Source organism: Pseudoflavonifractor sp. 524-17 (genome assembly GCF_009935845.1).
Taxonomy (GTDB): Bacteria; Bacillota; Clostridia; order Oscillospirales; family Oscillospiraceae; genus Pseudoflavonifractor_A.
In genome coordinates, this window is the sequence record NZ_QWEK01000006.1 from 184,759 (window position 1) to 208,691 (window position 23,933).

General features: G+C 59.8%; 27 protein-coding genes and 1 pseudogene. 13 read left to right on the top strand and 15 right to left on the bottom strand.

Annotated elements, in window-relative coordinates:
• Positions 1 to 135: 135 nt before the first annotated feature.
• From D1159_RS02045 to nth, 3 genes are all read right to left on the bottom strand, one after another.
• Positions 136 to 1,311 carry a hypothetical protein gene (locus tag D1159_RS02045; RefSeq protein WP_161844023.1) on the bottom strand — a complete coding sequence of 392 codons (1,176 nt, stop codon included), beginning with the start codon at positions 1,309 to 1,311 and terminating at the stop codon, positions 136 to 138.
• The gene (locus tag D1159_RS02050) at positions 1,304 to 1,852 is read right to left on the bottom strand and encodes an RNA polymerase sigma factor (protein ID WP_347563622.1); all 549 of its coding nucleotides are present in this window, start codon (positions 1,850 to 1,852) and stop codon (positions 1,304 to 1,306) included. The genes D1159_RS02045 and D1159_RS02050 overlap by 8 nt, the downstream gene beginning before the upstream one ends.
• A gap of 111 nt (positions 1,853 to 1,963) precedes the next feature.
• Positions 1,964 to 2,602, bottom strand: a complete 639-nt coding sequence (gene nth / locus D1159_RS02055; RefSeq protein ID WP_161844024.1) for an endonuclease III — start codon at positions 2,600 to 2,602, stop codon at positions 1,964 to 1,966.
• Between the two features lie 195 nt (positions 2,603 to 2,797).
• On the opposite strand from nth, the gene glyA reads away from it, so the two are divergent.
• The 4 genes from glyA to D1159_RS02075 all read left to right on the top strand — a co-directional run bounded on the left by glyA (position 2,798) and on the right by D1159_RS02075 (position 6,116).
• Positions 2,798 to 4,045, top strand: coding sequence for a serine hydroxymethyltransferase (glyA, locus tag D1159_RS02060; protein WP_161844025.1), 1,248 nt, complete (start codon positions 2,798 to 2,800; stop codon positions 4,043 to 4,045).
• 125 nt (positions 4,046 to 4,170) lie between these two features.
• On the top strand, positions 4,171 to 4,452 hold the full coding sequence (locus D1159_RS02065) for a helix-hairpin-helix domain-containing protein (RefSeq protein WP_161844026.1): 282 nt from the start codon (positions 4,171 to 4,173) through the stop codon (positions 4,450 to 4,452).
• 3 nt (positions 4,453 to 4,455) lie between these two features.
• On the top strand, positions 4,456 to 4,851 hold the full coding sequence (locus tag D1159_RS02070; protein WP_161844027.1) for a DUF2500 domain-containing protein: 396 nt from the start codon (positions 4,456 to 4,458) through the stop codon (positions 4,849 to 4,851).
• The gene (locus D1159_RS02075; protein ID WP_161844028.1) at positions 4,848 to 6,116 is read left to right on the top strand and encodes a replication-associated recombination protein A; all 1,269 of its coding nucleotides are present in this window, start codon (positions 4,848 to 4,850) and stop codon (positions 6,114 to 6,116) included. The genes D1159_RS02070 and D1159_RS02075 overlap by 4 nt, the downstream gene beginning before the upstream one ends.
• Here the strand turns inward: D1159_RS02075 and D1159_RS02080 are convergent.
• Positions 6,100 to 6,696: an adenylyltransferase/cytidyltransferase family protein gene (locus tag D1159_RS02080; RefSeq protein WP_202620890.1), complete on the bottom strand. Its 597-nt coding sequence runs from the start codon at positions 6,694 to 6,696 to the stop codon at positions 6,100 to 6,102. The two genes, D1159_RS02075 and D1159_RS02080, sit on opposite strands and share 17 nt — an antisense overlap.
• 87 nt (positions 6,697 to 6,783) lie before the next feature.
• A complete protein-coding gene (locus D1159_RS19100) occupies positions 6,784 to 7,047 on the bottom strand; it encodes a hypothetical protein (protein WP_202620901.1) in 264 nt (87 codons plus the stop codon).
• Positions 7,048 to 7,084: 37 nt separating this feature from the next.
• On the opposite strand from D1159_RS19100, the gene D1159_RS02085 reads away from it, so the two are divergent.
• The gene (locus D1159_RS02085; RefSeq protein WP_161844029.1) at positions 7,085 to 7,765 is read left to right on the top strand and encodes a YesL family protein; all 681 of its coding nucleotides are present in this window, start codon (positions 7,085 to 7,087) and stop codon (positions 7,763 to 7,765) included.
• Between the two features lie 43 nt (positions 7,766 to 7,808).
• Here the strand turns inward: D1159_RS02085 and spoVAE are convergent, their stop codons facing one another.
• From spoVAE to D1159_RS02105, 4 genes are all read right to left on the bottom strand, one after another.
• Complete coding sequence (gene spoVAE / locus D1159_RS02090) at positions 7,809 to 8,177, bottom strand: stage V sporulation protein AE (RefSeq protein ID WP_161844030.1); 369 nt, start codon at positions 8,175 to 8,177, stop codon at positions 7,809 to 7,811.
• A 13-nt stretch (positions 8,178 to 8,190) separates the two neighbouring features.
• Positions 8,191 to 9,204, bottom strand: coding sequence for a stage V sporulation protein AD (spoVAD, locus tag D1159_RS02095; protein ID WP_161844031.1), 1,014 nt, complete (start codon positions 9,202 to 9,204; stop codon positions 8,191 to 8,193).
• Between the two features lie 78 nt (positions 9,205 to 9,282).
• The gene (locus tag D1159_RS02100) at positions 9,283 to 10,416 is read right to left on the bottom strand and encodes a site-specific integrase (protein WP_161844032.1); all 1,134 of its coding nucleotides are present in this window, start codon (positions 10,414 to 10,416) and stop codon (positions 9,283 to 9,285) included.
• Positions 10,417 to 10,583: 167 nt separating this feature from the next.
• The gene (locus D1159_RS02105; protein WP_161844033.1) at positions 10,584 to 11,543 is read right to left on the bottom strand and encodes a LysR family transcriptional regulator; all 960 of its coding nucleotides are present in this window, start codon (positions 11,541 to 11,543) and stop codon (positions 10,584 to 10,586) included.
• Between the two features lie 135 nt (positions 11,544 to 11,678).
• Between D1159_RS02105 and D1159_RS02110 the strand changes: the two genes are divergently transcribed.
• Positions 11,679 to 11,906, top strand: a complete 228-nt coding sequence (locus D1159_RS02110) for a hypothetical protein (RefSeq protein WP_161844034.1) — start codon at positions 11,679 to 11,681, stop codon at positions 11,904 to 11,906.
• A 78-nt stretch (positions 11,907 to 11,984) separates the two neighbouring features.
• Complete coding sequence (locus D1159_RS02115; protein ID WP_161844035.1) at positions 11,985 to 12,758, top strand: carboxymuconolactone decarboxylase family protein; 774 nt, start codon at positions 11,985 to 11,987, stop codon at positions 12,756 to 12,758.
• A gap of 139 nt (positions 12,759 to 12,897) precedes the next feature.
• Here D1159_RS02115 and D1159_RS02120 read toward each other — a convergent pair whose 3' ends face one another.
• The 5 genes from D1159_RS02120 to D1159_RS02140 all read right to left on the bottom strand — a co-directional run bounded on the left by D1159_RS02120 (position 12,898) and on the right by D1159_RS02140 (position 17,841).
• A complete protein-coding gene (locus D1159_RS02120) occupies positions 12,898 to 14,178 on the bottom strand; it encodes a DUF1015 domain-containing protein (protein ID WP_161844036.1) in 1,281 nt (426 codons plus the stop codon).
• A gap of 15 nt (positions 14,179 to 14,193) precedes the next feature.
• A complete protein-coding gene (locus D1159_RS02125; RefSeq protein ID WP_161844037.1) occupies positions 14,194 to 15,102 on the bottom strand; it encodes an NAD(P)-dependent oxidoreductase in 909 nt (302 codons plus the stop codon).
• Between the two features lie 100 nt (positions 15,103 to 15,202).
• Positions 15,203 to 16,291 carry a 3-phosphoserine/phosphohydroxythreonine transaminase gene (gene serC, locus D1159_RS02130; protein WP_161844038.1) on the bottom strand — a complete coding sequence of 363 codons (1,089 nt, stop codon included), beginning with the start codon at positions 16,289 to 16,291 and terminating at the stop codon, positions 15,203 to 15,205.
• 798 nt (positions 16,292 to 17,089) lie between these two features.
• The gene (locus tag D1159_RS02135; protein ID WP_161844039.1) at positions 17,090 to 17,620 is read right to left on the bottom strand and encodes a DUF2284 domain-containing protein; all 531 of its coding nucleotides are present in this window, start codon (positions 17,618 to 17,620) and stop codon (positions 17,090 to 17,092) included.
• Positions 17,617 to 17,841, bottom strand: a complete 225-nt coding sequence (locus D1159_RS02140; RefSeq protein WP_161844040.1) for a hypothetical protein — start codon at positions 17,839 to 17,841, stop codon at positions 17,617 to 17,619. The genes D1159_RS02135 and D1159_RS02140 overlap by 4 nt, the downstream gene beginning before the upstream one ends.
• 118 nt (positions 17,842 to 17,959) lie before the next feature.
• Between D1159_RS02140 and D1159_RS02145 the strand changes: the two genes are divergently transcribed.
• From D1159_RS02145 to rlmD, 3 genes are read left to right on the top strand one after another with little or no spacing between them, the layout of a single operon-like run.
• A complete protein-coding gene (locus D1159_RS02145; RefSeq protein WP_243152052.1) occupies positions 17,960 to 18,346 on the top strand; it encodes a hypothetical protein in 387 nt (128 codons plus the stop codon).
• A gap of 19 nt (positions 18,347 to 18,365) precedes the next feature.
• Positions 18,366 to 19,166, top strand: a complete 801-nt coding sequence (locus D1159_RS02150; protein WP_161844041.1) for a DUF3298 and DUF4163 domain-containing protein — start codon at positions 18,366 to 18,368, stop codon at positions 19,164 to 19,166.
• Positions 19,151 to 20,494, top strand: a complete 1,344-nt coding sequence (gene rlmD / locus D1159_RS02155) for a 23S rRNA (uracil(1939)-C(5))-methyltransferase RlmD (RefSeq protein WP_161844042.1) — start codon at positions 19,151 to 19,153, stop codon at positions 20,492 to 20,494. Before D1159_RS02150 ends, rlmD begins: the two co-directional genes overlap by 16 nt.
• A gap of 62 nt (positions 20,495 to 20,556) precedes the next feature.
• Here the strand turns inward: rlmD and D1159_RS02160 are convergent.
• Positions 20,557 to 20,836, bottom strand: a pseudogene (locus D1159_RS02160) (winged helix-turn-helix transcriptional regulator).
• A 470-nt stretch (positions 20,837 to 21,306) separates the two neighbouring features.
• Between D1159_RS02160 and D1159_RS02165 the strand changes: the two are divergent.
• The 3 genes from D1159_RS02165 (at position 21,307) to D1159_RS02175 (ending at position 23,827) form a co-directional block, all read left to right on the top strand.
• The gene (locus D1159_RS02165) at positions 21,307 to 22,212 is read left to right on the top strand and encodes a Sir2 silent information regulator family NAD-dependent deacetylase (protein WP_347563623.1); all 906 of its coding nucleotides are present in this window, start codon (positions 21,307 to 21,309) and stop codon (positions 22,210 to 22,212) included.
• A gap of 131 nt (positions 22,213 to 22,343) precedes the next feature.
• The gene (locus tag D1159_RS02170; RefSeq protein ID WP_161844100.1) at positions 22,344 to 22,946 is read left to right on the top strand and encodes a recombinase family protein; all 603 of its coding nucleotides are present in this window, start codon (positions 22,344 to 22,346) and stop codon (positions 22,944 to 22,946) included.
• Positions 22,947 to 23,287: 341 nt separating this feature from the next.
• On the top strand, positions 23,288 to 23,827 hold the full coding sequence (locus D1159_RS02175; protein ID WP_161844043.1) for a hypothetical protein: 540 nt from the start codon (positions 23,288 to 23,290) through the stop codon (positions 23,825 to 23,827).
• The last annotated feature ends 106 nt before the right edge of the window (positions 23,828 to 23,933 follow it).

Genomic DNA, 23,933 nt, shown 5'->3' on the forward strand with positions numbered 1-23,933 from the left:
AAGTATTCCTGCGCATTTTTGCCTTGTTCAGCGAAAAAATTCCTCGCTGGTGGTGATTTCGCCATTTATCAAACAAGGCCTAGGTATGGTACCACTATACCACAGACCGGGGCGGAACGGAAGACGAAAGAAGGGTCAGGGGGTTTCATAAATGCCGTGGGGGGTATCCACATCGTTGATGCGCACGGCGGGGCGCAGCTGGGGCAGATATTCATCGGTGACAGCGGGGACATAGGCGATATTCAGGCCCATAAAGGAAGAGGGATCCTCCGCGGTGTCCCAGAGGACAGCGCTCTGGTCCCAGTAGGTCTGGGTGTAGAAAATTTCATAATAGGGCTGGATATAGTCCGCCTCGGTGTCCTCGGTGGAGTAGTCCAGCTGGGTCCAGAGAATCACCGCCTGCTCCGGGCGCCGGGTGGGCACGCCGAAGTAGTTCCCGGCCCGGAAGAGCTCAACGGCCTCCTGCCGGGTGCGGATGGGGTAGCTTTCCTGGGAGGGCTCGCGGGGGAGGGGGAGGGAGAGAATGGCCTGGTCCTGGCTCACGCGGATCCGGGAGAAGGAGAACCGGAGGAGGCGGTCGGAGAGGGAATCCCCCTCATAGGCGGGGAAATACCAGCTCGCGGTATGAGGCTCCCCGGCGAAGGTATAGTTTGTGGTGACAGAGGGCAGGAAGGCGGCATCAGGCATCAGGGCAGACAGGGGCGCCTGGGTGAAGGCGGGGTCGGAGCACTGGCTGTAGTCCAGAGAGATCCGACAGCGATCGGCGTGGACGGTCAGCCGGATGCCGTTGTCCAGCAGGTAGCCGGCAGTGGTGAGCAGGCCGGTGTCAATGGGGACGCGCTGGCGTACGGTGGTATGGAGCAGGTCAGCGTACTGCTGGGCGGCGGCGTCGCACTGGCCGAGGGAGAGGGGGAACTCCCGCCGGGGGAAGACCGGCAGCGTGTCAATCCCGTCTGTGGCGTCCCGGGTGGGGTTGTTGTCATAAAACTCCTCCGGATCCTTGACCGTAAGCCAGCCGTGGGAGTCGTCCCCCGGGGATACGGGGGCGGGCGTGGGACTGGGAGAGGCCGGAGGTGGGGCGGAGACCACCGGCGGACGGGCCACCCCGGCATCCAGTTGGAGCAGTCCCCACGCCCCGGCGCCAACAGCGGCAAGGCAGAGGACGGCCAGCACTAGCCGCAGGGTCAGGGGGGCGGGATGGGATCCGTCCAAGGCGGCGTCCACCCGGCGGCGGACCGCTTTAGGGCGGATCTGGGGCCATTCTTCCTCCAGGCCCAGTTCGTCCCAGAGACGGTGAGTGGGGTCACGCATGGGAAAAGCCTCCTTTCTGAAGGGCCTTTTTCAGCCTGGCCCGGCCCCGGGCCAGCTTGGTTTTGGCGGTGGAGAGGTTGAGTCCCAGGCTCCGGGCGGCCTCATGAAGCGGTTGGCCCTCATAGTAGTAGCGCAGAAACAGGGATCGGTCTGGCTCCGGCAGGGCGTCTATGGCCTGGGCAAGGGCGGCGCTTCGCTCCCGGCGCTCCACAGCCTGCTGAGGAAGCACATTCGGGTCGGCGGCGTCCTGGAGCAAGGGCAGAGCAGGGCCGGCGCGGCGGAGCTTGTCCACTGCCCTGTTCCGGGCAGCGGCGGCCAGCCAGGGCCGGAGAGAGCGATCCTCCTCCAGTGTGCCGGCGTGGGTCCAGAGGGAGAGGAAGACGTCGGCCACCACTTCCTCCAGATCCTCCCGGGGGAGGGTGGAGCCCATGACCCGGCCGGCAACGGCGGCTACATAGCCGGTGTACTGCCGGATAGCGGCGTTGAGGGCGCTCCGCCGCCCAGCCTTGAGCTGGGAGATTAGTTTGGTGTCGTCAATCACAGCAGCTACCTCCTTTCTGCCCCTATATACGCAGAAAACAGGGGAAAGGTTTCAAAAATATCCAGCCTGCCGAAAATAATATTTCGACAGGCTGGAGGAGGGGTATCCGGTTCAACTTTTGTTATAAAAATCGCACCAGGGGCGCAGGGTGCAGGCGGCGCAGTCCGGCTTGCGGGCGGTACATACCGCCCGGCCGTGGAGCACCAGCCGGTGGCAGAAGTCGTTGGACTCCTCCGGGGGGAGGACGGCCCGGAGCTGCTGCTCCACCTTCGCCGGGTCCTTGGAGCCGTCGGTGAGCCCCAGCTTGCCGGAGATCCGGATGCAGTGGGTGTCCGCCACCACCACGCCGGGGGTATGGAAGATGTCCCCCAGCACCAGGTTGGCCGTCTTGCGGCCCACGCCGGGGAGTTTTAACAGCTCCTCCATCTTATCAGGCACCTTTCCGCCGTAGCGCTCCAGCATCATCTGGGAGGCGGCCACAATGTCCCGGGCCTTGGCCCGGAAAAAGCCGGTGGAGTGAATAATCTCCTCCACCTCGGATACGTCGGCGCCGGCGAGGGCCTCCAAAGTGGGAAAGCGGGAGAAGAGGGTGGGAGTCACCTGGTTCACCCGCTCGTCGGTACACTGGGCGGCCAGCCGGGTGGAGAACAGCAGCTCATAGTCCTTGCGGTAGTCCAAAGAGCAGATGGCGTCTGGATATAACTCCTTCAGCGCGGCCACAATGGCCAGAATACGGGCGTTTTCTTTCATCTAAATTCACCTCAAATAAAAAGGGGGAGAAAAAGAACCCCCTGAAACAAGCTATCTTATTGTACCATAGAAATTCAAAAAATCGATAGATATTTTTCCATGGTATGGTTGTAATTTCGGACAAACTCCGTTATAATCAAGTCATCAGAACACCTGCTGTACCGGCGGGTTCTATTTTTGGGAGGAATGATGACCATGGTCAAGGATATGTTGGATTTTATCATCGCCAGCGATCCCGAGGTGGGAGAAGCCATTAAAAACGAGTTCCAGCGCCAGCGCCGCAACATCGAGCTGATCGCTTCGGAGAACTTTGTCAGCGAGGCGGTTCTGGCCACCGCCGGCTCCGTACTGACCAATAAGTACGCCGAAGGCTACCCCAGCAAGCGCTACTACGGCGGCTGCCAGTGCGTGGACGTGGTGGAGAACATGGCCCGGGAGCGGGCGTGCAAGCTCTTTGGCGCGGAGCACGCCAACGTCCAGCCTCACAGCGGCGCCAATGCAAACTACGCGGTGTATCAGGCCCTGTGCAGTGTGGGCGACACCGTTCTGGGCATGGATTTGGCCAACGGCGGCCACCTGACCCACGGCAGCCCAGTGAATTTCTCCGGCAAGAATTACAAAATGGTGTCCTACGGCCTCAACGACCAGGGCTTTATTGACTATGACAACGTACGGGATATGGCCAAGAAGCACCAGCCCAAGATGATCATCGCCGGAGCCTCCGCCTATCCCCGGTTCATCGACTACAAGGCTTTTGCCGAGATTGCCCATGAGGTGGGCGCTTACCTGTTCGCCGATATGGCCCATGTGGCGGGCCTGGTGGCGGCGGGCCTGCATCCCAGCCCGGTGCCCTATGCCGACGTGGTCACCACCACCACCCATAAGACCCTCCGGGGGCCCCGGGGCGGTATGATCCTGTGCAAGGAGGAGCTGGCCAAGAAGATCGACTCCGGCATCTTCCCCGGCAGCCAGGGCGGTCCTCTGGAGCACATTATCGCCGCCAAGGCGGTGGCCCTGGGCGAGGCCATGAAGCCTGAGTTCAAGGCCTATCAGGAGCAGGTGCTGAAGAACGCCAAGGCCCTGTCCGAGTCTCTGATGAAGGAGGGCTTTGACCTGGTGTCCGGCGGTACCGACAACCATATGATGCTGGTGGATCTGCGCAAGGCCGGCGTCACCGGTAAGGAGATGGAGCACCGCCTGGACGAGGTGAACATCACCCTGAACAAGAATGCCATTCCCAACGACCCCGAGAAGCCCTTCGTCACCAGCGGCGTGCGCATCGGGACCCCCGCCGCCACCACCCGCGGCCTGAAGGAAGAGGATATGACCATCATTGGCCAGTTGATCTGGCAGGTTGCCACCGACTTTGAGGCCAAGGCCGATTCCATCCGCGCCGCCGTGGCCGCTATTGTGGACAAGTACCCTCTGTACCCTGGGAACTAAGGGATCGGGAAGAGAAAACTGAATCCATAAAAAGGGAGAGGTCATGGGGACCTCTCCCTTTTTATCTGTACGGGGGCGGTAAAATGTGGTATGATGATAGTACTGCACGAGGATGGAGGGAGATTATGGGGACGGAATTACAGCGCATCCCCGGCGTGGGAAAAAATATGGCCCAGCGCCTGAAGGCACTGGGCATCCACACTCTGGCGGATTTGCGGGGACAGGACCCGGAAGCGCTCTACCAGCGGGACTGCCTGTGCTGCGGCGAGGGAGTGGACCGCTGCGTCCTCTACGTCTACCGGCTGGCGGTGGCCTTCGCGGAGGACCGCATTACCGATCCGGAGCAGCTGAAGTGGTGGAACTGGAGCGATGAGCGCCTCTCAAAAGGGCGGGAACAGGAGGCGTAGCAGATGGGTGGATTTGGCCCCAATTTCATGTTTGACGTGATTCCAGGGATATTTAGCTTATTTTTTGTGATCGTCCTGGCCGCATTTGTGGTCGTGTTCGTAAAAGGAATCGCCCAGTGGAGCCGCAGCAATCAAGCGCCCCGGCTGACGGTGGAGGCCAAGGTGAGCTCAAAGCGGGCAGACGTATCCCACCCGGGAAATGGGGCGGTTCCTCACTCCAGCACTACCTATTATGTCACCTTCCAGGTGGAGAGCGGCGACCGGATGGAGCTGCATGTCTCCGGCGGGGAATATGGAATGCTGGCAGAGAGGGACTGGGGGCGGCTGACCTTCCAGGGCGTCCGCTATCTGGGGTTTGAACGGAGCGTAGGGCAGACAGAGTGGGGGAGAGACAGATGAGCTATCGTCCTTTGGCAGATGAGATCCGGCCTGATACGTTGGAGGAAGTGGTGGGCCAGGGGCATATTTTGGGAAAAGATGGCCTGCTGCGGCGGATCATTGACAGCGGAAATATTCCGAATTTGATCTTCTACGGCCCGTCGGGGACGGGGAAAACCACAGTGGCTAACATCATCGCCAAGCGCACCAACCGGCCCCTGCACCGGCTCAACGCCACCACCGCCTCTATCTCGGACATCAAGGATATCATTGCCGACATCGGCACCATGCTGGCCCCGGAGGGGGTGCTGCTCTACCTGGACGAGATTCAGTATTTTAATAAAAAGCAGCAGCAGAGTCTGCTGGAGTTTATGGAGAACGGAAAGATCACGCTCATTGCTTCTACCACGGAGAACCCCTATTTTTATGTATATAACGCGGTGCTCTCCCGGGCGTCGGTCTTTGAGTTCAAGCCGCTGGAGGCCGCCGATGTGCTCCCCGCGGTCCGCCGTGGGCTGAGGCGGATGGAGCACCGGCTGGGGGAGTCTCTCACCTGGGAGGAGGGCGTGGCGGAGCACATCGCCCAGGCCTGCGGCGGGGATGTGCGCAAGGCCATGAACGCCATAGAGGTGCTGGCCCACGCCGCCCGGCGGACAGGAGAGGGGCGGCATATCCTTCTGGAAGACGCCCGGATGGCGGCCCAGCGCTCGGCCATGCGGTACGACCGGGAGGGGGACGACCATTACGACATTCTCTCCGCGCTGCAAAAGTCCATCCGGGGCTCTGACCCGGACGCCGCCTGCCACTATCTGGCCCGGCTGCTGGCGGCGGGGGATATGACCTCCGCCTGCCGCCGGCTGATGGTTACCGCCTGTGAGGACATCGGGCTGGCATATCCCCAGATTATCCCAATCGTCAAGGCCTGCGTGGACGCGGCCAATATGCTGGGCCTGCCGGAAGCCCGTATTCCTTTGGGGGACGCGGCGGTGCTCATGGCCACTGCCCCCAAATCCAATACCGGCCATGTGGCTTTGGATCTGGCCTTGGCGGACGTGAAAGCGGGGAGGACCGGAGACTATCCCCGGCACCTCCAGAACAAACACGCCGACTCTGCGGGGATGGAACGGGGGCAGGGCTATCTCTATCCCCACAATTTCCCCAACCGCTGGGTAGAGCAGCAGTATCTGCCGGACGCGTTGGTGGGGACGCGGTACTATGAATATGGCGAAAACAAGGCGGAGCAGGCCGCCCGCCGTTACTGGGAGGAGATCAAGGGGAAAAAATAGGGGCTGCGTCTGGGCAAACCCTGTCTGTGCCGCCCTGAAGGCGGCGGACCAGATCGTGCCCATCAAGATAGCGGCGTACTGCCGGGGGAACCAGATGGGTCCAGGGTTCCCCCTGGGCGATGAGCCGGCGGATCTCTGTGCCGCTGGTGAGGCGCTGGCTGTCGGTGCGTACCCACATGACTTCGGTGCGCAGGCCCAGATCCTCCAGCACCTTTTTCTTGTGCTCCCCCCACTGGTCGTAGATGGTCATAAAATAAATTGCCTCTGGAGGGGCGAAGTGGGAAATGCGCTCTGGGTGCTCGATGGGAAAGGGAACAATATCGAAGCGCTCCCGGGGGAGGCCGGCCTCCATAAGGCTGTCCCGCAGCATGACCATCCGCTCATAAAAGGTGAAGGGGTTGGCGTCCGCCTCCAGCCGCTTGAGTCCCTGGAGGGCGGCGGGGGCCTCCTCCCAGGGGGAGAAGTTGGTCAGCCCCACGATCAAATGCTCACACCGCTCCGCCGCGGCCAGAAGATACTCCATATGTCCCAGGTGGAGTCCCTGAAAGCGTCCGGTGATGACGCCAAGCTGTTCTTTCACAGTATGTCTCGTCCTCTCTGTTTGTGACCTGTTTTGGCTGTGATGCTGGAATGTTTGAAACAGACTCTAGAGTCTGTTTCAAAACCGTCAACACGCCCAAAGGGCGGGCCTTTTTCCGCCTGAGCGGCGCGGTTTTTCCTTGAAATCCGTCAGGATTCCTGCGTCAAAACCACTTGCCAGACGAAAAAATTCCTCGCCGCCGGGCATATTGCCGGGTTTGAAACAGACTCTAAATACTGTAGTAGAAAAAAGGGGGAAAGTAAAGGTTTCGCTCACTTTATAGAAAAACAGAATAAAAGGAGCGCGGGAGAAAACACCTTTATTTGACGCAGAGGCAAAAAACAGATACAATAAAGAAAACACGTTGGGAAACCGGAGGGCGAAGCTTATGTGGAATCGGATTTTCAATCCGGAAAATATCATCTTTCAGGTTACGGACCGGCTGTTTAACATTGTACTGCTCAGCGTGCTGTGGCTTTTTTTGTGCATTCCCGTTGTGACAGCGGGCCCAGCCACGGCGGCCCTTTATTACGCGCTGGTGAAGTGCATCCGCCGGCGGGAGCCCATGCCTTTTAAAAACTACTTCCAGAGCTTTCGCGCCAATTTTAAGGACGGCCTTTTGACGGGACTGATCTGCCTTGTGGCGGGGCAGATACTGGCGATGGGGTTCTTTTTATTGCTGCCCTCCGCCCTGGCGGGGACGAAGCGGGGAATGCTGGTGTTTGGCGTTTACTGCGTTTTTCTGCTGCTGGTTATGGGGATTATGGCCTATCTGTTCCCGCTGCTCTCCCGGTACGCCATGGGGACAGGGCGGCTTTTTGGGACAGCGGTCCGGCTGGGGTTGAAGCATCTCCCGTCCACGCTGCTGCTGGCGGTACTGATGGTGCTGGGCGTGGTGCTGTGCATTGAGTTCTGGCTTCTGCTGCCGGTTATGCCCAGCCTGGTGGGCCTGCTGGCCTCCGGGCCTCTGGAGCGCATTTTTAAGCGCTATACTGCGGCAGAGGCGGAGGGCGAGCGGGAAGAGGAGGCGGAGGACGGGGAACGGGAAAAGCCCTGGTATCTGCGCTGAAAAATACTCCGGGGAGCATTTTGAGCTCCCCGGAGTATTTTTATCAGGATTTTGATTTTGGCTTGAAGATCAGGGCGGTAAGGTAGCCGAAGAAGATGGCGGCGGTGATCCCGGCGGCAGCGGCGGTGACGCCCCCGGTGAGGGCGCCCATAACGCCCTGCTCCTGTACTGCCTGATACACGCCCTTGGCCAGCAGGTAGCCAAAGCCAGTGAGGGGAAGGGTAGCGCCCACGCCGCCGAACTCCACCACGTATTTGTAGAGTCCCAGTCCCCCCAGGGCCACCCCGGCCACCACGTAGGTGACGAGAATTTTGGCAGGGGTGAGGGCGGTTTTGTCAATTAGAATCTGCCCGATGAGGCATAAGAGCCCGCCGCAGAGAAAGGCGCGGGCGTATTCCCAAAACAGTTCCATAAAATCCCTCCTTTTAAGGCTGTGCCGAGAGGGCCACGGCGTGACAGATAGAGGGAATACTCTCCCCCTGCATGGTGGAGGTGGGGGAGAGCAGCGCGCCGGTGCCGCAGAACAGCAGGTTTTTCCACTTTCCCTTGGCCATGCCGTCCAGCAGAAAGCCGGTGAGCACAACGGCGGAACAGCCGCAGCCCGAGCCGCCGCAGTGGACGTCCTGTCCCTCCAGGTCATAGATCATGGTGCCGCAGTCATCCAGGTTTTTCAGGTTCACGCCGTCCTGGTGGAAGAAGTCCAGCACAATCTCCTTGCCCAGAGCGCCCAGGTCGCCGGTGACAATGAGATCGTAGAAGGAGGGCTTGCGGTTGGTGTCCTGCAGGTGGGTGCGGATGGTGTCATAGGCGGCGGGGGCCATAGCGGCGCCCATATTAGCCGGGTCCTTGATGCCCTTGTCCACGATTTTGCCGGCGGTGACATGGGTAACATAGGGCCCTGGCCCCTGGCTGGAGAGGATGACCGCCCCGGCCCCAGTGACCGTCCACTGGGCGGTGGGGGTGCGCTGTCCGCCGTACTCCAGGGGAGTGCGGTACTGCCGCTCCGCGGAGCAGAAGTGGGAGGAGGTCATCGCCGCCGCCCACTGGCCGAATCCCCCGTCCAGCAGCATGGCCGCCAGAGAGAGGGACTCGGCCATGGTGGAGCAGGCCCCGTACAGCCCCAGGAAGGGCACGTCCTGTCCCCGGACCGCAAAGCCGGATCCGATACACTGGTTGAGAAGGTCGCCGGCCAGAATGTAGTCCAGCCGGGCGGCGGCCAGACCCGCTTTCTCCAGGGCAGCGGACAGGGCCTGCCGCTGCATGGCGCTCTCCGCCTTCTCCCAGCTCTGCTCGCCGAAGGCGTCGTCCGCGCCGATGGTGTCAAAGGTGGCGGCCAGGGGCCCCTCACCCTCCTTTTTGCCCACCACGTTTCCCCGACCGGCGATGGAGGGGGGATGCTCCAGAGCCACTGTCTGTTTTCCGCGCTTTTTGTCTGTCATTGCCATTCGCCTCCGCGTTGGTTTTCTCCCGCCTAGTTTAAACAGGACAGGCAAAACTATACACGCATTTTTTGCGATTCAGCGCAGGGCGGCGGCAACCCGGTGGAGGGTATCCGCGTGGGTCTGATCCAGCAGATGGGTGTAGATCCGCCCGGTGGTGGAGGGGGTGGAGTGTCCCAGGGCCCGGCCGATGTCGAAGAGAGGGGCGCCCTGGGCGGAGGCTACGGTGGCAAAGGTGTGCCGCAGGCCGTGGAGCGTGAGCGAGGGCAGATTGTGCTTGCGGATAAAGCGGGTAAAGGCCAGCGAGATGGCGTTGGGAGAGTAGGGATTGCCCTTTCGATCCACTGCCACCAGGCCGCACTCGTTCCACTTGGGGCCCAGGGCCAGGCGGTTTTGCCGCTGCTTGGCCCGCTCACGCTTGAGCATCCGGTAGAGCTCGTCGGTCATATAGAGAGCCCGGGCGGACGAGCGGGTCTTGGTCTCCTTTTCCACAATCATGGCCCCGGCGGCGGTGCGGGCCTGGCAGATGTGGATTTTCCGCAGGGTAAAGTCCACGCTGTCCCAGCGCAGGCCGCAGATCTCCTCCCGCCGCAGGCCCAGGCAGCCGGCCAGCTTGACGATGACCTCCAGCCAGGTGCCCTCTACCAGGGCGTAGAGGTCCTTCAGCTCGTCGGGGGTATAGTAGCAGATCTCCGGCGGAATCACCCGAGGGGGTTCCACCCGCTCCGTAGGACAGCGGGGGATGACATCCTGCCGCACCGCCATATGCAGGGAGGCGGAGAGGAGGTCGTGGTGCCGGCGCACCGTGTTGGGGGAGAGGTGCTTGTCCCGGATGAGCATGGTGTAGTAGCTTTGGAGATCCAGGGGCGTGAGCTTTTGCAGGGGAACATCCCCCAGGGCGGGGTCCAGGTGGTTTTCGATGATCTTCCAGTAACCATACAGGGTGGTCTTGGCCCGGTTGGGGGCGATAACCTCGTTCATCCAGTACCGCAGCCAGTCGTAGAGAGTGAGGGACTTGGGGACGATGTGGCGGTTGGCGTCCCGCTCCACGTGATAGTCCCGCAGGCCCCGCCGGGCGGCGGACAAGGTGGGGAAGGTCTTGTACTTGCGGCTCCGCTTCCCCGTCTCGTCCTGACCGTAGTCCATGTAGACGTAGTAGCAGCCCCGCCGGTCGTCGTAGGAAATGTTGGTGTCAATCTTTTTTCGTGCCATAAAGAAACCCTCGCTTTCGACAAAATTCGGAGTTAAATGTATCATAGCTATACAAATTTTGCACGAGAGATTCCATTTATTGACAAAAAAGTATCCGGCGTCAGAAACGCCGGATACCCTGTAGTAACTGGTATTCGCCTATTTTCTTGCAGGGGAATGGCGGGCGGTCAGGCTTCCCAGACAGGGTACTTTTTTGATGTTAACCCGCATCCTTTGGGGAGGGGCAGCTCAGCCTGGGCTGAGCCGTCGGAATCCCACTCCTGTTTCAGCTGGTGCAGGAAGGCTTTCGAGGCCCTGGAAAAAATCTGATATTTTTTCCAGACAATACATAAGCCTGCCTCCAGTCTGGGGGATAGGGGCCGGAAGCAAAGCGCGCTGTCTCCGGTTGTGTTGATGAGCTTATCCAGGGTAATGGCGTAGCCGAAGCCGTCTTTCACAAAGCGGGAGGCGTTATAGATCAGATTATAGGTGAGAACCACATTGAGCCGCTGAATGCCGTTTCCCAGCCAGGCGAAGATATCCCGGCTGACGTAGGTCTGTTGGGAGACGATAAGGGGCTTGTCCCACAGATCCTCGGGATGGATGGTCTCATGCCGGGCCAGGGGACTGTCTCTGCGCATGAGTACCCCCCAGGTATCGCTGACGGGGAGGCGCATATAGTCATATTTGCTCACATCCACCGGCCCCACCAGGAGTCCAAAGTCAATGAGCCCCTTGTCCAGCTTTTCCATTATAATCTCCGCGTCGCCGCTGTACATGTGATAGTGAATCAGGGGATATTTTTTTTGCAGCTTTCCAGCGGCCTGGGCGAAGAAGGAGATGGCGTCGGTCTCTCCGCTGCCAATGTAGACATCGCCGTTGATGGTCTCGCCGGAGCTGGACAGCTCCGCCTTGGTCTTCTCCATCAGCTCCACAAGCTCCTGGGCCCGCTTGCGCAGCAGTACCCCATCCTCTGTAAGGGTGACCTTTTTGCTCCCGCGGATGAGCAGCGTTTTTCCCAATTCCTCCTCCAGCTCCTTCAGCTGCCGGGAGAGGGGTGGCAGGGTCATCCGGAGGGCTTCTGCGGCTTTGGTGATGCTCTCCTCTCTGGCCACCGCGAGAAAGTATTGTAAGACACGAATATCCAAGGCAGAGTCCCCTTATGGTTTTTGAGCCATTATACCAGAGAGATACATACCTTTCAAGTATGCAGTCTGATTCTATATATGTATTTGATATTTTGCCTGACTGATCTTATAATCCAGATAAAAGGAGGCGGGGCGATGACGGAGCGAGCGGAACGGGCCGTAATGACCAATCTGGCAGACGCCGGCTGCGGCGGGGAGCTGATTGAGCGGTTTCTCCAGCTTTTAAAGAACGGACAGAAAGAGGCGGGACTGGCGCTGCTGGCGGAACACCGCCGGGTTTTGCTGGACTGTTGCCACGCGGAGGAGAAGAAAATCGAGTGTCTGGACTATCTCATCTATCAACTGAAACAGCAGGCCGATTAGGCCGTGTTTGAAAATGGCAAGGTACCCAACCGGCGGAATTTTTCCGGCAGAATCTGAACGAAACAGGAGGAGACAGATATGATAAAGCAGGCCGCAGGCAGAGACCAGCTGGGGGAGTTTGCCCCCAAATTCGCCCAGCTGAACGATGATGTGCTCTTCGGTGAGGTATGGAACCGGACGGGATTGTCCCTGAAGCTGCGCTCCATTTTGACAGTCACCGCGCTGGTGAGCAAGGGAATGGTGGACAGCTCTTTCCAGTATCACATGCAGACCGCAAGACAGAACGGCGTTACCCAGGAGGAGATGGCGGAAATCCTGACGCATCTAGCCTTCTACGCCGGCTGGCCCAACGCCTGGGCAGCGTTCCGGGCGGCAAAAGAGGTATATGCCGGGGATGGAGAGCGGGAGGCGCACGGCGGTTTCTTTGGCCGGGGGGAGGAAAATACAGCCTTTGCACGGTACTTTACCGGAAGCAGCTGCCTCAAACCCCTGACAGATCCCAAAGAGACGGTATTCATCGTCAATGTTACCTTTGAGCCGGGGTGCCGCAACCACTGGCATATCCACCGGGCCAGAACCGGCGGCGGACAAATTCTCCTGTGCGTAGACGGGGAGGGCTGGTATCAGGAGGAGGGAGCGCCTGCCCGGAGTCTGAAGCCGGGAGACGTGGTGGCCATCCCCGCCGGGGTAAAGCACTGGCATGGGGCGAAGGCGGACTGCTGGTTTAGCCATTTGGCGGTGGAGTGCCCGGGGGAGGATACGTCCAACGAGTGGCTGGAGCCGGTGACGGATGAGGCGTACCGCCGTCTTGCGTCTGACAAGGATTGTGCTGGAGGGATGTATGCCGGATGAAGAACGGCGGCTGTCCCGGCTGTCTGGGGCAGTGTGGGCAGGAAAGGGACGCTCCGCTTAAAAAACTTCCGAATAGAAAAACCGCCGCGGAATACTTCATTCCGCGGCGGTTTTTCTATTCGGAGATACGTAAAAGGGGTCAGCGGATCTTGCGGGCCTCCACATAGTAGCGCTTATCCTGGGCGTGGCCCATAGAGAAGGTCTTGCGGGGGAGGACGCCGTCGGCCATGACGGTCTTGAACAGCTGATCCTTGCCCATGGCAGGCAGCTTGAAGCCGATGTTGCCGGGCTTGCTGCCCAGCTCGTCGGTAATGCTGTCGCCGTGGATGTAGTCCACCTCGCCGCCGTTGGCCTTGAGATAATCGTCAATAAAGGCCTGGAGCGTACCCACCGCCAGCTGAACCTTGGGATCGGGGACGGTGAGGAAGCCGGTATGGCCGGCATAGGTGTAGGCGATGGTGTGACCGTCGCCCTGGCCCTCGTGGGCGGAGGGATAGAAAGCCTTGAAAGCGTCCAGCACCTTTTCCGGATCCACACCGAAGAGGACCCGGTGGATGGGTTCGAACTGGAGGGCGCTGTCGTGGTTGTTCACCACCTCCACTAGGGCGTACCGGGCGGGGAGGGTGGCCCACTCGCTCTCGGGGGTGACCTTCTTCAGATCCTCATAGCACTGCTTGGCAGTGGCCAGGGAGTGGTTGCCGTCACCCACAGCGAAGAGGAGGGGAGCCACGCCGCTCATGCCGTACTTCTTCTGCATGGCGGCATTGGAGCAAAGCCCCTCCAGGGCATCGGCCACCTGCTCCATCTGGGCGTCGGAGAGCTTCCAGCCGGCGATGTGGCCGCCATTCTGCTGGAGGTCGAAGTTATAAACGCCCTCCATGGCGCCGTTGGCGGCGGTGAGGGGCTCAATGACAGTGCCGTCTGGGTCGTCAATAAGGAGCATCACATGGGGCAGCTCGATGGGGGCGTCCTTGCGCACCCGCACCCGGGGCGGGATGCGGGAGAGCACCGTGCCCTCAGTGGCGCGGATGAGAGCGCCGCTGCCGGGGGTGAAGTCATACTGCTCCAGATCCACCATGCCCACCAGACCGTGGCGCACCTTGCCGTCGGACTGGGTGCGCTCCAGGTAGACCAGAGACTGGGAGAGGGTCTGGAAGACGCCGCTGTCCAGATACTGTTTCATGGAGGCGTTAATATCGCCGATGTACTTGTCCACGTCTGGGTCGTTGAGCTTGGCCTCCGGCAGGATGAGGCGCAGGGTGGAGGGAGCGCTGCCCACGGTGTCCTCCACGGCCTGCCAATACTCCGGCTGGGAGGTGAACTGGTCGCAGGCCACCACAGCCCATTTGACCATATCCGCGTCCTTGGGGAGGAGAATGTCAGCGGGGTAAAAACCCAGCTTGTTGAATTTGGGATTCATAGGATGGCCTCCTCCTTAGAAGTTCTCGACGATGTCCACCAGCTCGACGCCGATGCGCTTCTGGGCCTCCTTGGTGCCGGCGCCCACGTGGGGCATACAGGCCACGGCGGGGTGGGCGGCCAGCTCCCAGTTGGGATCCTTCTCGCTGAGCCACACGTCCAGGCCGGCGGCCTTTACCTTGCCGGAGTTCAGGGCGTCCAGCAGGGCGGGCTCGTCCACGTTGGAGCCCCGGGAGACGTTGATAATGACCACGCCGTCCTTCATCTTGGCCAGGGACTCAGCGTCCACCAGGGGCTTGTCGCCGCTGGGGGCGCACAGGACGATAATGTCGGACTGGCCCAGCAGCTCGTCCATGGAGACAAAGTGCATGGTGTCGCACTCGCAGCCCTCGGGCTTGTTGCGGTGGACGGTGGACAGCACGTTCATGCCCAGGGCCTGGCCCTTGTCGCCCACCATGCGGCCGATGCGGCCGTAGCCGATGACGCCCATGGTCTTGCCGGCCAGCTCAAAGCCCTTGGAGTAGGCTTTCTTCTCCCACTTCTGCTCCCGCATGGTGTGGCCGGCAATGGAGATGTTCCGGGCGCAGGCGAACAGCAGGGCGATGGCCAGCTCGGCCACAGCGTTGGAGGAGGCGCGGGGGGTGTTTTTTACGGCGATGCCGGCGGCCTCGGCGTACTTTACGGCGATGTTGTCCACGCCCACGCCGGCACGGATGATGAGCTTGAGCCGGCTGCCCTTGGCGGCGTCGATCTGGGGCTCTTTGATCTTGGTGGCGGAGCGGATGATGACCGCGTCGAAGTCACGCAGGGCGGCGCCCAGCTGGTCGGGCTCATAGAACTGCTCCACAACCTCGAAGCCGTCATTGCGCAGCTTCTCTACGGCGCTGGCGTCCATACCGTCGGTGACCAAAACTTTCATAGCCATTTTGCAATTCCCCTTTTTATCATAATAGACCCCCAGGGGCGCGGGGCCGGCAGACCGGCCCTCATGCCCCTGGCGGGCGCGGGAACACCGGGATGATGGATTAGGCGTGCTCCGCCTCGTACTTCTTCAGGAAGTCCACCAGGGCCTCCACGCCCTCCTTGGGCATGGCGTTGTAGATGGAGGCGCGCAGGCCGCCCACGCTCTTGTGGCCCTTCAGGTTGTCGAAGCCGGCGGCCTTGGAGGCGGCCACCACATCGGCGTCCTGCTCCTTGCTGGGGGTGACAAAGGGCACGTTCATCAAAGAGCGGTCCTCCTTCACCACGGCACCGGTGAAGAGCTTGCTGCTGTCCAGGAAGTCGTAGAGGATCTTGGCCTTCTCCTCGTTGCGCTTGTTCATGGCCTCCAGCCCGCCGCCGGCCAGCAGGTACTTGAAGACCTTGCCGCAGCAGTAGATGGCCCAGCAGTTGGGGGTATTGTACAGGGAGTCGTTGTCAGCGTGGGTCTTGTAGCTCATGTAGGTGGGGACGAACTTGGGCAGATCGTCGCGGATCAGATCCTCGCGGATGATGACCACGGCCATGCCGGCGGGGCCCACGTTCTTCTGCACACCGGCCCAGATCAGGCCGTACTTGCTCACGTCGCAGGGACGGGAGAGGAACATGGAGGACTGGTCGGAGACCAGAACCTTGCCCTTGGTGTTGGGCAGGTTGTAATAGGTGGTGCCGTTGATGGTCTCGTTCTCACAGATATAGACATAGTCGGCGTCGTCTGGGATATCCAGGTTGGAGCAGTCAGGAATGTAGGAGAAGTTCTTGTCGGCGGAGGAGGCGACGATCTTGACCTCGCCGTACTTTTTGGCCTCGGCGATGGCCTTCTTGGACCAGGCGCCGGTCTCCACGTAGCAGGCCACGCCGTTCTTCAGCAGGTTCATGGCCACCATGGCGAACTGCACGGTACCGCCGCCCTGGACGAAGAGAACCTTGTAGTTGTCGGGAATGCCCATGAGCTTGCGGAGATCGGCCTCAGCCTCATCCCGGATCTGCTGGAACACCTTGGAGCGGTGGCTCATCTCCATGACACACATGCCGCTGTCGCGGTAGTTCAGCATTTCGGCGGCGATTTCCTCCAGAACCGGCTCGGGCATCATGGCAGGACCTGCGGAGAAGTTGTAAGTACGACCGTATTTCATTCGTAAAAGCTCCTTTCGTTTGTACGAGTGCTGCTTGGTCCGTGCTGAAGCCAGACGCTGCGCGGTTCTTACAGACGCGGACGAAAGCGTTAAATTCATTGTAACACATCTAAACTCTTATGAAAAGTGAAAAATGAAAAAATATCCCACGGAATTTTGAGCGATAATCGTTTTTTTACACAAGGAATTCTGAGGAAAGCCGCTGCCCTCCGACCGCGTAGCCGCCCCCTGTTTTGAAGGGCGGAGGAAATAGGGCGCGGCAGGGAGAGGCATACCCTGCCGGCATAAAAAATTTGAGAAAATTCGGACAAAAACCCTTGACAGACACTGAATATTATAGTACAATGTAGCCAGAAAGAAAGGAGAGGAGTCCAATGTACTAGCATCGGATGAGATCCCCGACCTTTCGCATTGGAGCAGAATCCGCAGCAGCCGGCGCAGCCCAATGCAGCAGCGCAAGAGACCCGAGGAGAGAAGATTCCAACAGGCATGTTCCAGAACCCGCTCACAAGTGTGAGAACGAGCGCCAATAGCCCCTGATGCGAAATATTGTGGAAGGACGACTTAGCGCAACAGAGTGTTTCTAGGCAACGGCAGGTGTAAGGGATTGTCTTCCCAGAGGTTTGATGCGCAAAACTACAGAAAGCATGAGGTTGAGACATGACAGAAATCCAGAACCAGAAGTAGGCCCCCCAGCCGCGTTGGACGGCTGGGGGGTTGTGTTTTGTCTGTCTCAGTTTTATAATATTAGAACACTGCCAGGGGCGGCAATCCGGCATTTCTCTGTTTTGCTCCCGATCAATCCAAGAGCACAGCGCTGGTATAGGTGATGGTGCGGGGGCCGTAGTAATATTCCAGCCCAGCCCGCTGGCATACCTGGGCGACCAGCAGGCCAAAGGCCTCCATAGAGACAATGGCCTCTTGGGGAAAGCGGCAGGGGGCGTCTGGGTAGGTACATGGGGTACAATGGGTGCAGGAGCCGGCCCCCAGGGGAAGGCAGCGGGGGAGGGCGGAGCGGATCTCTTTGGCCAGACTGGCAAAGCGGGCCTTGTGGCGGGCCTCGGTGTCCAGCATGGCCTCCACGTCAAAGTCGTCCTCCAGGTGGCCGGTGGTCTGCACCAGAATGCCCCGGCGGTATTGGCTCAGGCGGGCGGCGCAGTCCTCCAGGGTGCCGCACCCGGGGGGACACGTCCAGCACCGGTTATAGGCGCGGCACCGGTCGGCGGCGCACATCTCCCGCACCTCTGGGAGGCACTCCAGGGCGGCGGCTTCCACCGGGGCGGCGTGGTCAAAGCCCAGTTCCAGGGCCCGCCGGCACCAGTCTGTCATGGTGCGTCCTCCCCATTCCCGCCGCCGCGCTCCCAGAGGGAACGGATACAGAGCGCTGCCCCGGCCGCGAGGACCGCGCCGCTCGGCAGCTGGGGCGGCAGCAGGCCTCCGGAGACAGTCTGCCACTGGTTCGCGGTAAAGATGGCCTCTCTAAGCATCTGGGCCGACAGGCCGATGGTGCCGCAGATGAGCAGCCCGGTGCCGATGATTGCTTTTTTCATTACAGTACCCCCAACCATGAGACTAAAAAAACTGGATTCATAGACGGTGCTCAACGCCTGTGAATGCAGCTTCTAAGCCTATTATAACAGATGCCGTGCCCCGCCGCAAGTTCGCAAAATGGGGTGGTTTGGCAGACAGAGGAAAGAGGGAAATTATGATACTGTACCGGCCTGTTGGGGAACAGGAGAGGGCGTTAATTGCCTGGAGCGGATATACTGCTTTCCCGCCGCGGCTGCCGAACAGCCCATCTTCTATCCGGTGCTGAACCGGCGGTATGCGGCGGAGATTGCCTGCCGGTGGAATACCAAAGACAAAAACTCCGGCTATCGGGGCTTTATCGCCCGCTTTGAGGTGGAGGACAGCTTTTTGTCCGCCTATGAGGTACATACGGTGGGCCGGTCCTATCATCAGGAGTACTGGATTCCGGCGGAGGATTTGGCGCAGTTCAACCGGCATATTGTGGGAAGGATTGAAGTGACGGAGGCCGCGGAAGAGACAGAGTGAGAAATAAAGAGGAGACACTATGAAGAAATTTGCAGCGATCCTGATTGCCGCCGGGCTGACTTTGGGGCTGGGGGCCTGCGGCGGACCGGAGCCGTCTGCGGCGCCGGAGACCACCCCCGCACCTGCCCCGTCGCCTACGCCAGCGCCGGAACTGCCGGACCCGGCGCTGTCCAGCCAGACATTTAGCAAGACCTTTACTGCGGAAGACGGCACCACGGTGCTGATTGTAAATTATACGCTGCCAGATTTTACGGATGGGGAGCATGTTCCTGCTCTGAAAGAAATATCCAGCTGGTACGCCCAGGAGGGACAGGCGCTGCTGGAAGAGGCGGAGGGCGCTTTTCAGGCTGCTCTGGGGGACTATGAGGTGAGCCAGGCCGCCGGACTGGAATTTGGGGCGGTCTTTGAGGAGATGACCTTTGAGGTGAGCCTGGAAACCCCGCAGGTGATCAGCTTTTCCCGCACCTTCTATGCCAACCGGGTGGGAGCGGCCCATCCCAACGTCTTCCGGCTGGGGGAGCAGTTTGACCTGACCACCGGGGAGCGGCTGACCTTTACCCAGTGTGTCACCGACCCATCCGCTGCGGCCGGTGAAGCCAGAGCGGCAGTGCTTCAGTCGGAGGCTATGCAGGCCCTCTTTGCCGGCGGAGTGGACCGGCATACAGCGGAGGGCCTGTTCCAGCCGGAAAACTTTGTGCTGACGCCGGAAGGGTTCCGGTTCTGGTTCCAGTCCGGGGAGCTGGGGCCCGGCGCCCCCGTTGAGATCGACATCCCCTATTCCGCTTTAGAGGAGTACCTTGTGCCATGGATCGCAGATTAGAACATTCCATACAGAGATTGGTGATTGAGGGCTATGCCAGTGACGGCGCCGGAGTGGCCCGGCTGGATGGAGCGGCTGTCTTTGTCCAGGGGGCGCTAAAAGGGGAGACCTGCCAGGTCTATTTGGACAAGGTGGGGCGCAGCGCCATCTGGGGCCACATGGTGGAGGTGGAGACGCCCTCCCCCGCCCGGCGGACGCCGGACTGTCCCTACTACGGCCGCTGCGGAGGCTGTCAGTTCCGGCACATGACCTATGCCGAGGAGCTGGAGGCAAAGCGTCAGCGGGTGGAGGACGCCATCCGGCGCATCGGCGGTTTGGAGCTGTCTGTGCCTGAGATCGTCGGGGCGGAGTGCCAGACGCGCTACCGCAATAAGGGACAATTCCCAGTGTCGTCGGGCCCGAAGATTGGTTTTTATCAAAAGGGAACCCACTGTGTTACCGACGTGGCGGACTGCCTGCTCCAGCGGGAGGGAGCGGTGAAGCTGCGGGCCGCCGCCAAGGTGTGGATGGAGCGGTGGGACATCCCCGCCTATGAGGAGCGCACAGGACAGGGCCTGATCCGCCATGTCTATGTACGTACCAACCGGAGGGGGGAGTCCCTCTTCTGCCTGCTGGTCAACGGGAAGAAGGTCCCACGTGAGGGGGAGCTGGTGGAGGCGCTCCGCTCCGCCGGGACGGACCTGGCCGGCATTGTGCTGGGTGTCAACGAAAAGAGGAATAACGTGATTCTGGGGGAATCCTACCGGACCCTGTGGGGCAGGGACTTTCTGGATGATACCCTGTGCGGCCTGACCTTCCGGCTGTCCGTCCCCTCCTTTTACCAGATCAACCCGGATCAGACGGAGAAGCTCTATCGCAGGGCGGCAGAATTCGCCGGTCTCACCGGGGCAGAGACGTTGCTGGACCTGTACTGCGGTACTGGCACCATCGGCCTGACCATGGCGGGGGCTGCCAGACAGGTGGTGGGCGCCGAGGTCATTCCCCAGGCGGTAGAGGACGCGCGGCAGAACGCACTGCGCAACGGGATCGAAAACGCCCGGTTCCTCTGCGCCGATGCGGGGGAGGCCGCCCGCGCCCTTGAGGCGGAGGGACTGCGGCCTGATGTCATCTGTGTGGATCCGCCCCGCAAGGGACTCAGCGGGGATGTGGTGGACACCGTGGCCGGGATGCTCCCTGGCCGGGTGGTCTATGTCTCCTGCGACCCCGCCACATTGGCCAGAGATCTGGCCCGCTTTGCCCAAAAAGGCTATAAGGCCCAAAAAGCCGTCGCAATCGATCTGTTTCCGAGGACTGTTCATGTGGAGACAGTAACATTACTTTGCCGCTGAAAACGGCCATGCCATCAGGGCCCGGCGGAACAATTCCCGCCGGGCCCCCTTTCTTGGATTCCTCAGGTATGTCTGGCCTGATAGCCCTCGCCCCAGGCCTGCATGGCATCCAAAATGGGCTTGAGGCTGTATCCCAGCTCTGTCAGGGTGTACTCCACCCGGGGCGGCACTTCGGGGCAGACAGTGGCGGGTGAGCAGGCCGCTATCCTCCATCTGACGGAGCTGCGCAGTGAGGACTTTTTGGCTCACGGCGCCGCTCTGAAGGAGTTTGATGCAGTGGTGGATGCCTTTGGCGCCTGGAGGCCGAAGACAATCCCGCAGATCCCTCAGGCAGTAAAGCATCTGATATACTGTCCAATACGGAAATCCGCCTGATGGTTGTGGGTGGTGCGGAGAGTCTGTATGTCAACCCGGAGCACACGCTCGCGGTGGCGGACGGTCCGGATTTTCCCCATGCGTTCAAGCCGCTTGCGGCGGCTCACGGTGAGGCGCTGCGCCATCTCCGGATGCGGGATGACGTGAAGTGGACCTCTCAGCCCCGCCACAGATTTCCAGGCCGAGGGAACGCGCGCCAGGGAATACTGCCTGGGCGGTGAAGAGCTGATCCTGAACAGCAGGAGCGAGAGCGTCATCAGGTATGCCGGCTATGCGGTGGCCTTAGCAGATGAACTGACTGGAGGGAACCACATTGGAGCGAGAATCTCCGTGGTGAGCAAGTAAAAACAGGAATCTGAAAGGCTGCTCCGATCCGGGGCAGTCTTTGGGGCGTTGCGGTACAGTGAGATGGGAGCAGGCAGAAGGGGGGAACTTGTGTGTTTTCCAAGAAAATGAGGCAGATGATGGGAACGCCGGACCAGGGGGAACGAGAGCAGCTGGACCGTCTGCAGCGGGCCCTGGGGGAGGCGGAGGCTATTTTGATTGGAGGGGGCGCGGGCCTGTCCGCCTCGGCGGGTCTGACTTACTCCGGAGCCCGGTTTGAGCGTTATTTTGAAGATTTTAAAGAAAAATATGGAATATCCGGCATGTACGCCGGGGGATTCTATCCCTTTGAATCGCCGGAGGAGTACTGGGCGTGGTGGAGCCGGCACATTATGGTGAACCGGTACAAGCGGGCTCCGCGGCCGGTCTACGATGATCTGCGCAGGCTGGTGGAGGGGCGGGACTATTTCGTTCTTACCACCAATGTAGACCACCAGTTTCAGTTGGCGGGGTTTGACAAGGGGCGGCTGTTCTACACCCAGGGAGATTACGGCCTGTGGCAGTGCGCCCGGCCCTGCCATCAGAAAACTTACAACAATGAGAAGACGGTACGGGCCATGGCGGCCCGGCAGCGGGATATGAAAATCCCGTCGGAGCTTATCCCTGAGTGCCCTGTCTGCGGCGGGCCTATGACTATGAACCTGCGGTCCGACGATACCTTTGTACAGGACGAGGGCTGGTATCAGGCCCAGGCCCGGTATCAGGACTTTCTCCAGCGGCACAGGGGAACGCGGGTGGTGTTTTTAGAGCTGGGAGTGGGCGGCAACACCCCGGCGATTATCAAGTATCCTTTCTGGAAGTATACCTTAGAAAATATCAACAGTATCTATGTGTGTATCAATCAAGGCCAGGCATTTACTCATCCGGAAATTGCGTCCCGGTCGATATGTATTGATGGCGATATTAGACAGGTGATAGAGAAGATAGGAGCGGCAGAAAAAGTACCTGGCAGCCGGTAAAAAAATGATAAGATTTTTCGGCGGGGCGTCTAAGCTGGACACCCCGCCGGTTGTTGTTTCCAGGAGACTGTAGAACTGACCGGTACCGTTGGTGTATGATATAGTCGCCGCAGGAAGGAGGTACGACAGCTATATCAAATACATACGGTTATATCCGGGTCAGCACCAGGGAGCAGAACGAGGGCCGGCAGCGCATTGCCCTGAAAGCGGTGGAGGTCCCCGAGGAGAATCTCTTTATGGACAAGCAGTCCGGCAAGGACTTTGAGCGGCCTCAGTATAAGCGGCTGCTGCGGAAGCTGAAAAAGGACGATGTACTCTATGTGAAAAGCATCGACCGTCTGGGGCGCAATTATGGGGAGATTTTGGAACAGTGGCGGATTCTGACGAAGGAGAAGGGGGTGGATATTGTGGTGCTGGATATGCCCTTGCTGGACACCCGGCGGGGGAAGGATCTGATGGGGGCGTTCCTCAGTGACATTGTTTTGCAGGTGCTGTCCTTTGTGGCGGAGAATGAGCGGGTAAATATCCGGCAGCGGCAGGCAGAGGGGATCGCGGCGGCGAAGGCCCGGGGAGTAAAATTCGGCAGGCCGCCGGCGCCGCTGCCGGACAACTTCTACCAGGTCCATAAAGCGTGGCGGGGTAAAAAAATGACGCTTCAGCAGGCCGCAAACGCCTGCGCGATGCCGGTTGGAACATTTTACGCAAAAGCGGTCCGATTTGAACATTCTAACTGAATAACTAATATAAAAGCTGCTCGATAAAGCAGAATACTTAAGAAGCAGTCCGCCTGTCGAAACAGGCGTTTCGACAGGCGGAGCGACCCTATTTTCTTAAAAATGCGTCAGGATTTCTGAAAAAACTGCTTGTCAGGGAAAAATCTCTTGCACTTGGTCATTCCGCCGGGGTTCAGACAGGTTCTAAGGTACAGCGGCGGATGGAGCGCCTTCTGGAAAGACGGATAATCGAAATTGGAATACGCGGAATAATTGCGTATAGTTTATAGATGATATCTACATTAAAAACAGATTATTTTTGCAGTATAATAGAGAAAACAGCCAAAGGAGGATGAGCGATTATGAATCACATTTCATCAAGCCCTATCGCGCTGGAGTGGTTTTCTCTTCAGGGGCTGCGCATGGGCGTAAAAGCGGAACATAGGGAGGCATTCCGAAAAGCTGTTTCGGAGCAGAGAGAACTTGGGACGGGCCAGATGAATGAACGGCTGGAGCAGCTGAAACAGAGCGGCGGCACTCAGAAGCTGACCGAAGAGCAGAAAAACGCCCTTTCGGAGAAATACGATCCCCAAAACATGACGCTGGAGGAATACCGGAGCCTGCTGGATGACCTGTGCGAGTACGGGATTCTGGAGGAGGGCGATAAGGTCTTTGTGGGCGGCGAAAATCTGGTGCCGCTGGCGCTCTCCGGGCCTATGGTCCAAGTCTCGTCATATTCCGGCCCGGTTCACCCTGGCTTGGGACGGCAGGGCGGAAACGTAATAGAGTGGGCAAACTATGAGGCGTCGTTTAGGACCATGAATGTGGATACACAGAAGTATGAAAAGACGCTGCGGGCTGTGCTGTTCGGCAGAATTGGCAGCGTATTGGAGCAGCTTTAGGTCAGGGACAGACCTGTATCAGAGGACGCCCGCGCCGAACGAAGAAAAGAGAGAAACGGATGAGAGTGAGCAATTAGTATGCGCCTGCGCTGCTGTCTCATATCGT

Bases quoted from the DNA above. Each gene is read 5' to 3' on its own strand.
- D1159_RS02045 (WP_161844023.1), bottom strand. From the start codon at position 1,311: ATGCGTGACCCCACTCACCGTCTCTGGGACGAACTGGGCCTGGAGGAA.
- nth (WP_161844024.1), bottom strand. From the start codon at position 2,602: ATGAAAGAAAACGCCCGTATTCTGGCCATTGTGGCCGCGCTGAAGGAG.
- glyA (WP_161844025.1), top strand. From the start codon at position 2,798: ATGGTCAAGGATATGTTGGATTTTATCATCGCCAGCGATCCCGAGGTG.
- D1159_RS02065 (WP_161844026.1), top strand. From the start codon at position 4,171: ATGGGGACGGAATTACAGCGCATCCCCGGCGTGGGAAAAAATATGGCC.
- D1159_RS02070 (WP_161844027.1), top strand. From the start codon at position 4,456: ATGGGTGGATTTGGCCCCAATTTCATGTTTGACGTGATTCCAGGGATA.
- D1159_RS02075 (WP_161844028.1), top strand. From the start codon at position 4,848: ATGAGCTATCGTCCTTTGGCAGATGAGATCCGGCCTGATACGTTGGAG.
- D1159_RS02085 (WP_161844029.1), top strand. From the start codon at position 7,085: ATGTGGAATCGGATTTTCAATCCGGAAAATATCATCTTTCAGGTTACG.
- spoVAE (WP_161844030.1), bottom strand. From the start codon at position 8,177: ATGGAACTGTTTTGGGAATACGCCCGCGCCTTTCTCTGCGGCGGGCTC.
- spoVAD (WP_161844031.1), bottom strand. From the start codon at position 9,204: ATGACAGACAAAAAGCGCGGAAAACAGACAGTGGCTCTGGAGCATCCC.
- D1159_RS02100 (WP_161844032.1), bottom strand. From the start codon at position 10,416: ATGGCACGAAAAAAGATTGACACCAACATTTCCTACGACGACCGGCGG.
- D1159_RS02110 (WP_161844034.1), top strand. From the start codon at position 11,679: ATGACGGAGCGAGCGGAACGGGCCGTAATGACCAATCTGGCAGACGCC.
- D1159_RS02115 (WP_161844035.1), top strand. From the start codon at position 11,985: ATGATAAAGCAGGCCGCAGGCAGAGACCAGCTGGGGGAGTTTGCCCCC.
- D1159_RS02120 (WP_161844036.1), bottom strand. From the start codon at position 14,178: ATGAATCCCAAATTCAACAAGCTGGGTTTTTACCCCGCTGACATTCTC.
- D1159_RS02125 (WP_161844037.1), bottom strand. From the start codon at position 15,102: ATGGCTATGAAAGTTTTGGTCACCGACGGTATGGACGCCAGCGCCGTA.
- serC (WP_161844038.1), bottom strand. From the start codon at position 16,291: ATGAAATACGGTCGTACTTACAACTTCTCCGCAGGTCCTGCCATGATG.
- D1159_RS02135 (WP_161844039.1), bottom strand. From the start codon at position 17,620: ATGACAGACTGGTGCCGGCGGGCCCTGGAACTGGGCTTTGACCACGCC.
- D1159_RS02140 (WP_161844040.1), bottom strand. From the start codon at position 17,841: ATGAAAAAAGCAATCATCGGCACCGGGCTGCTCATCTGCGGCACCATC.
- D1159_RS02145 (WP_243152052.1), top strand. From the start codon at position 17,960: ATGGGGTGGTTTGGCAGACAGAGGAAAGAGGGAAATTATGATACTGTA.
- D1159_RS02150 (WP_161844041.1), top strand. From the start codon at position 18,366: ATGAAGAAATTTGCAGCGATCCTGATTGCCGCCGGGCTGACTTTGGGG.
- rlmD (WP_161844042.1), top strand. From the start codon at position 19,151: ATGGATCGCAGATTAGAACATTCCATACAGAGATTGGTGATTGAGGGC.
- D1159_RS02175 (WP_161844043.1), top strand. From the start codon at position 23,288: ATGAATCACATTTCATCAAGCCCTATCGCGCTGGAGTGGTTTTCTCTT.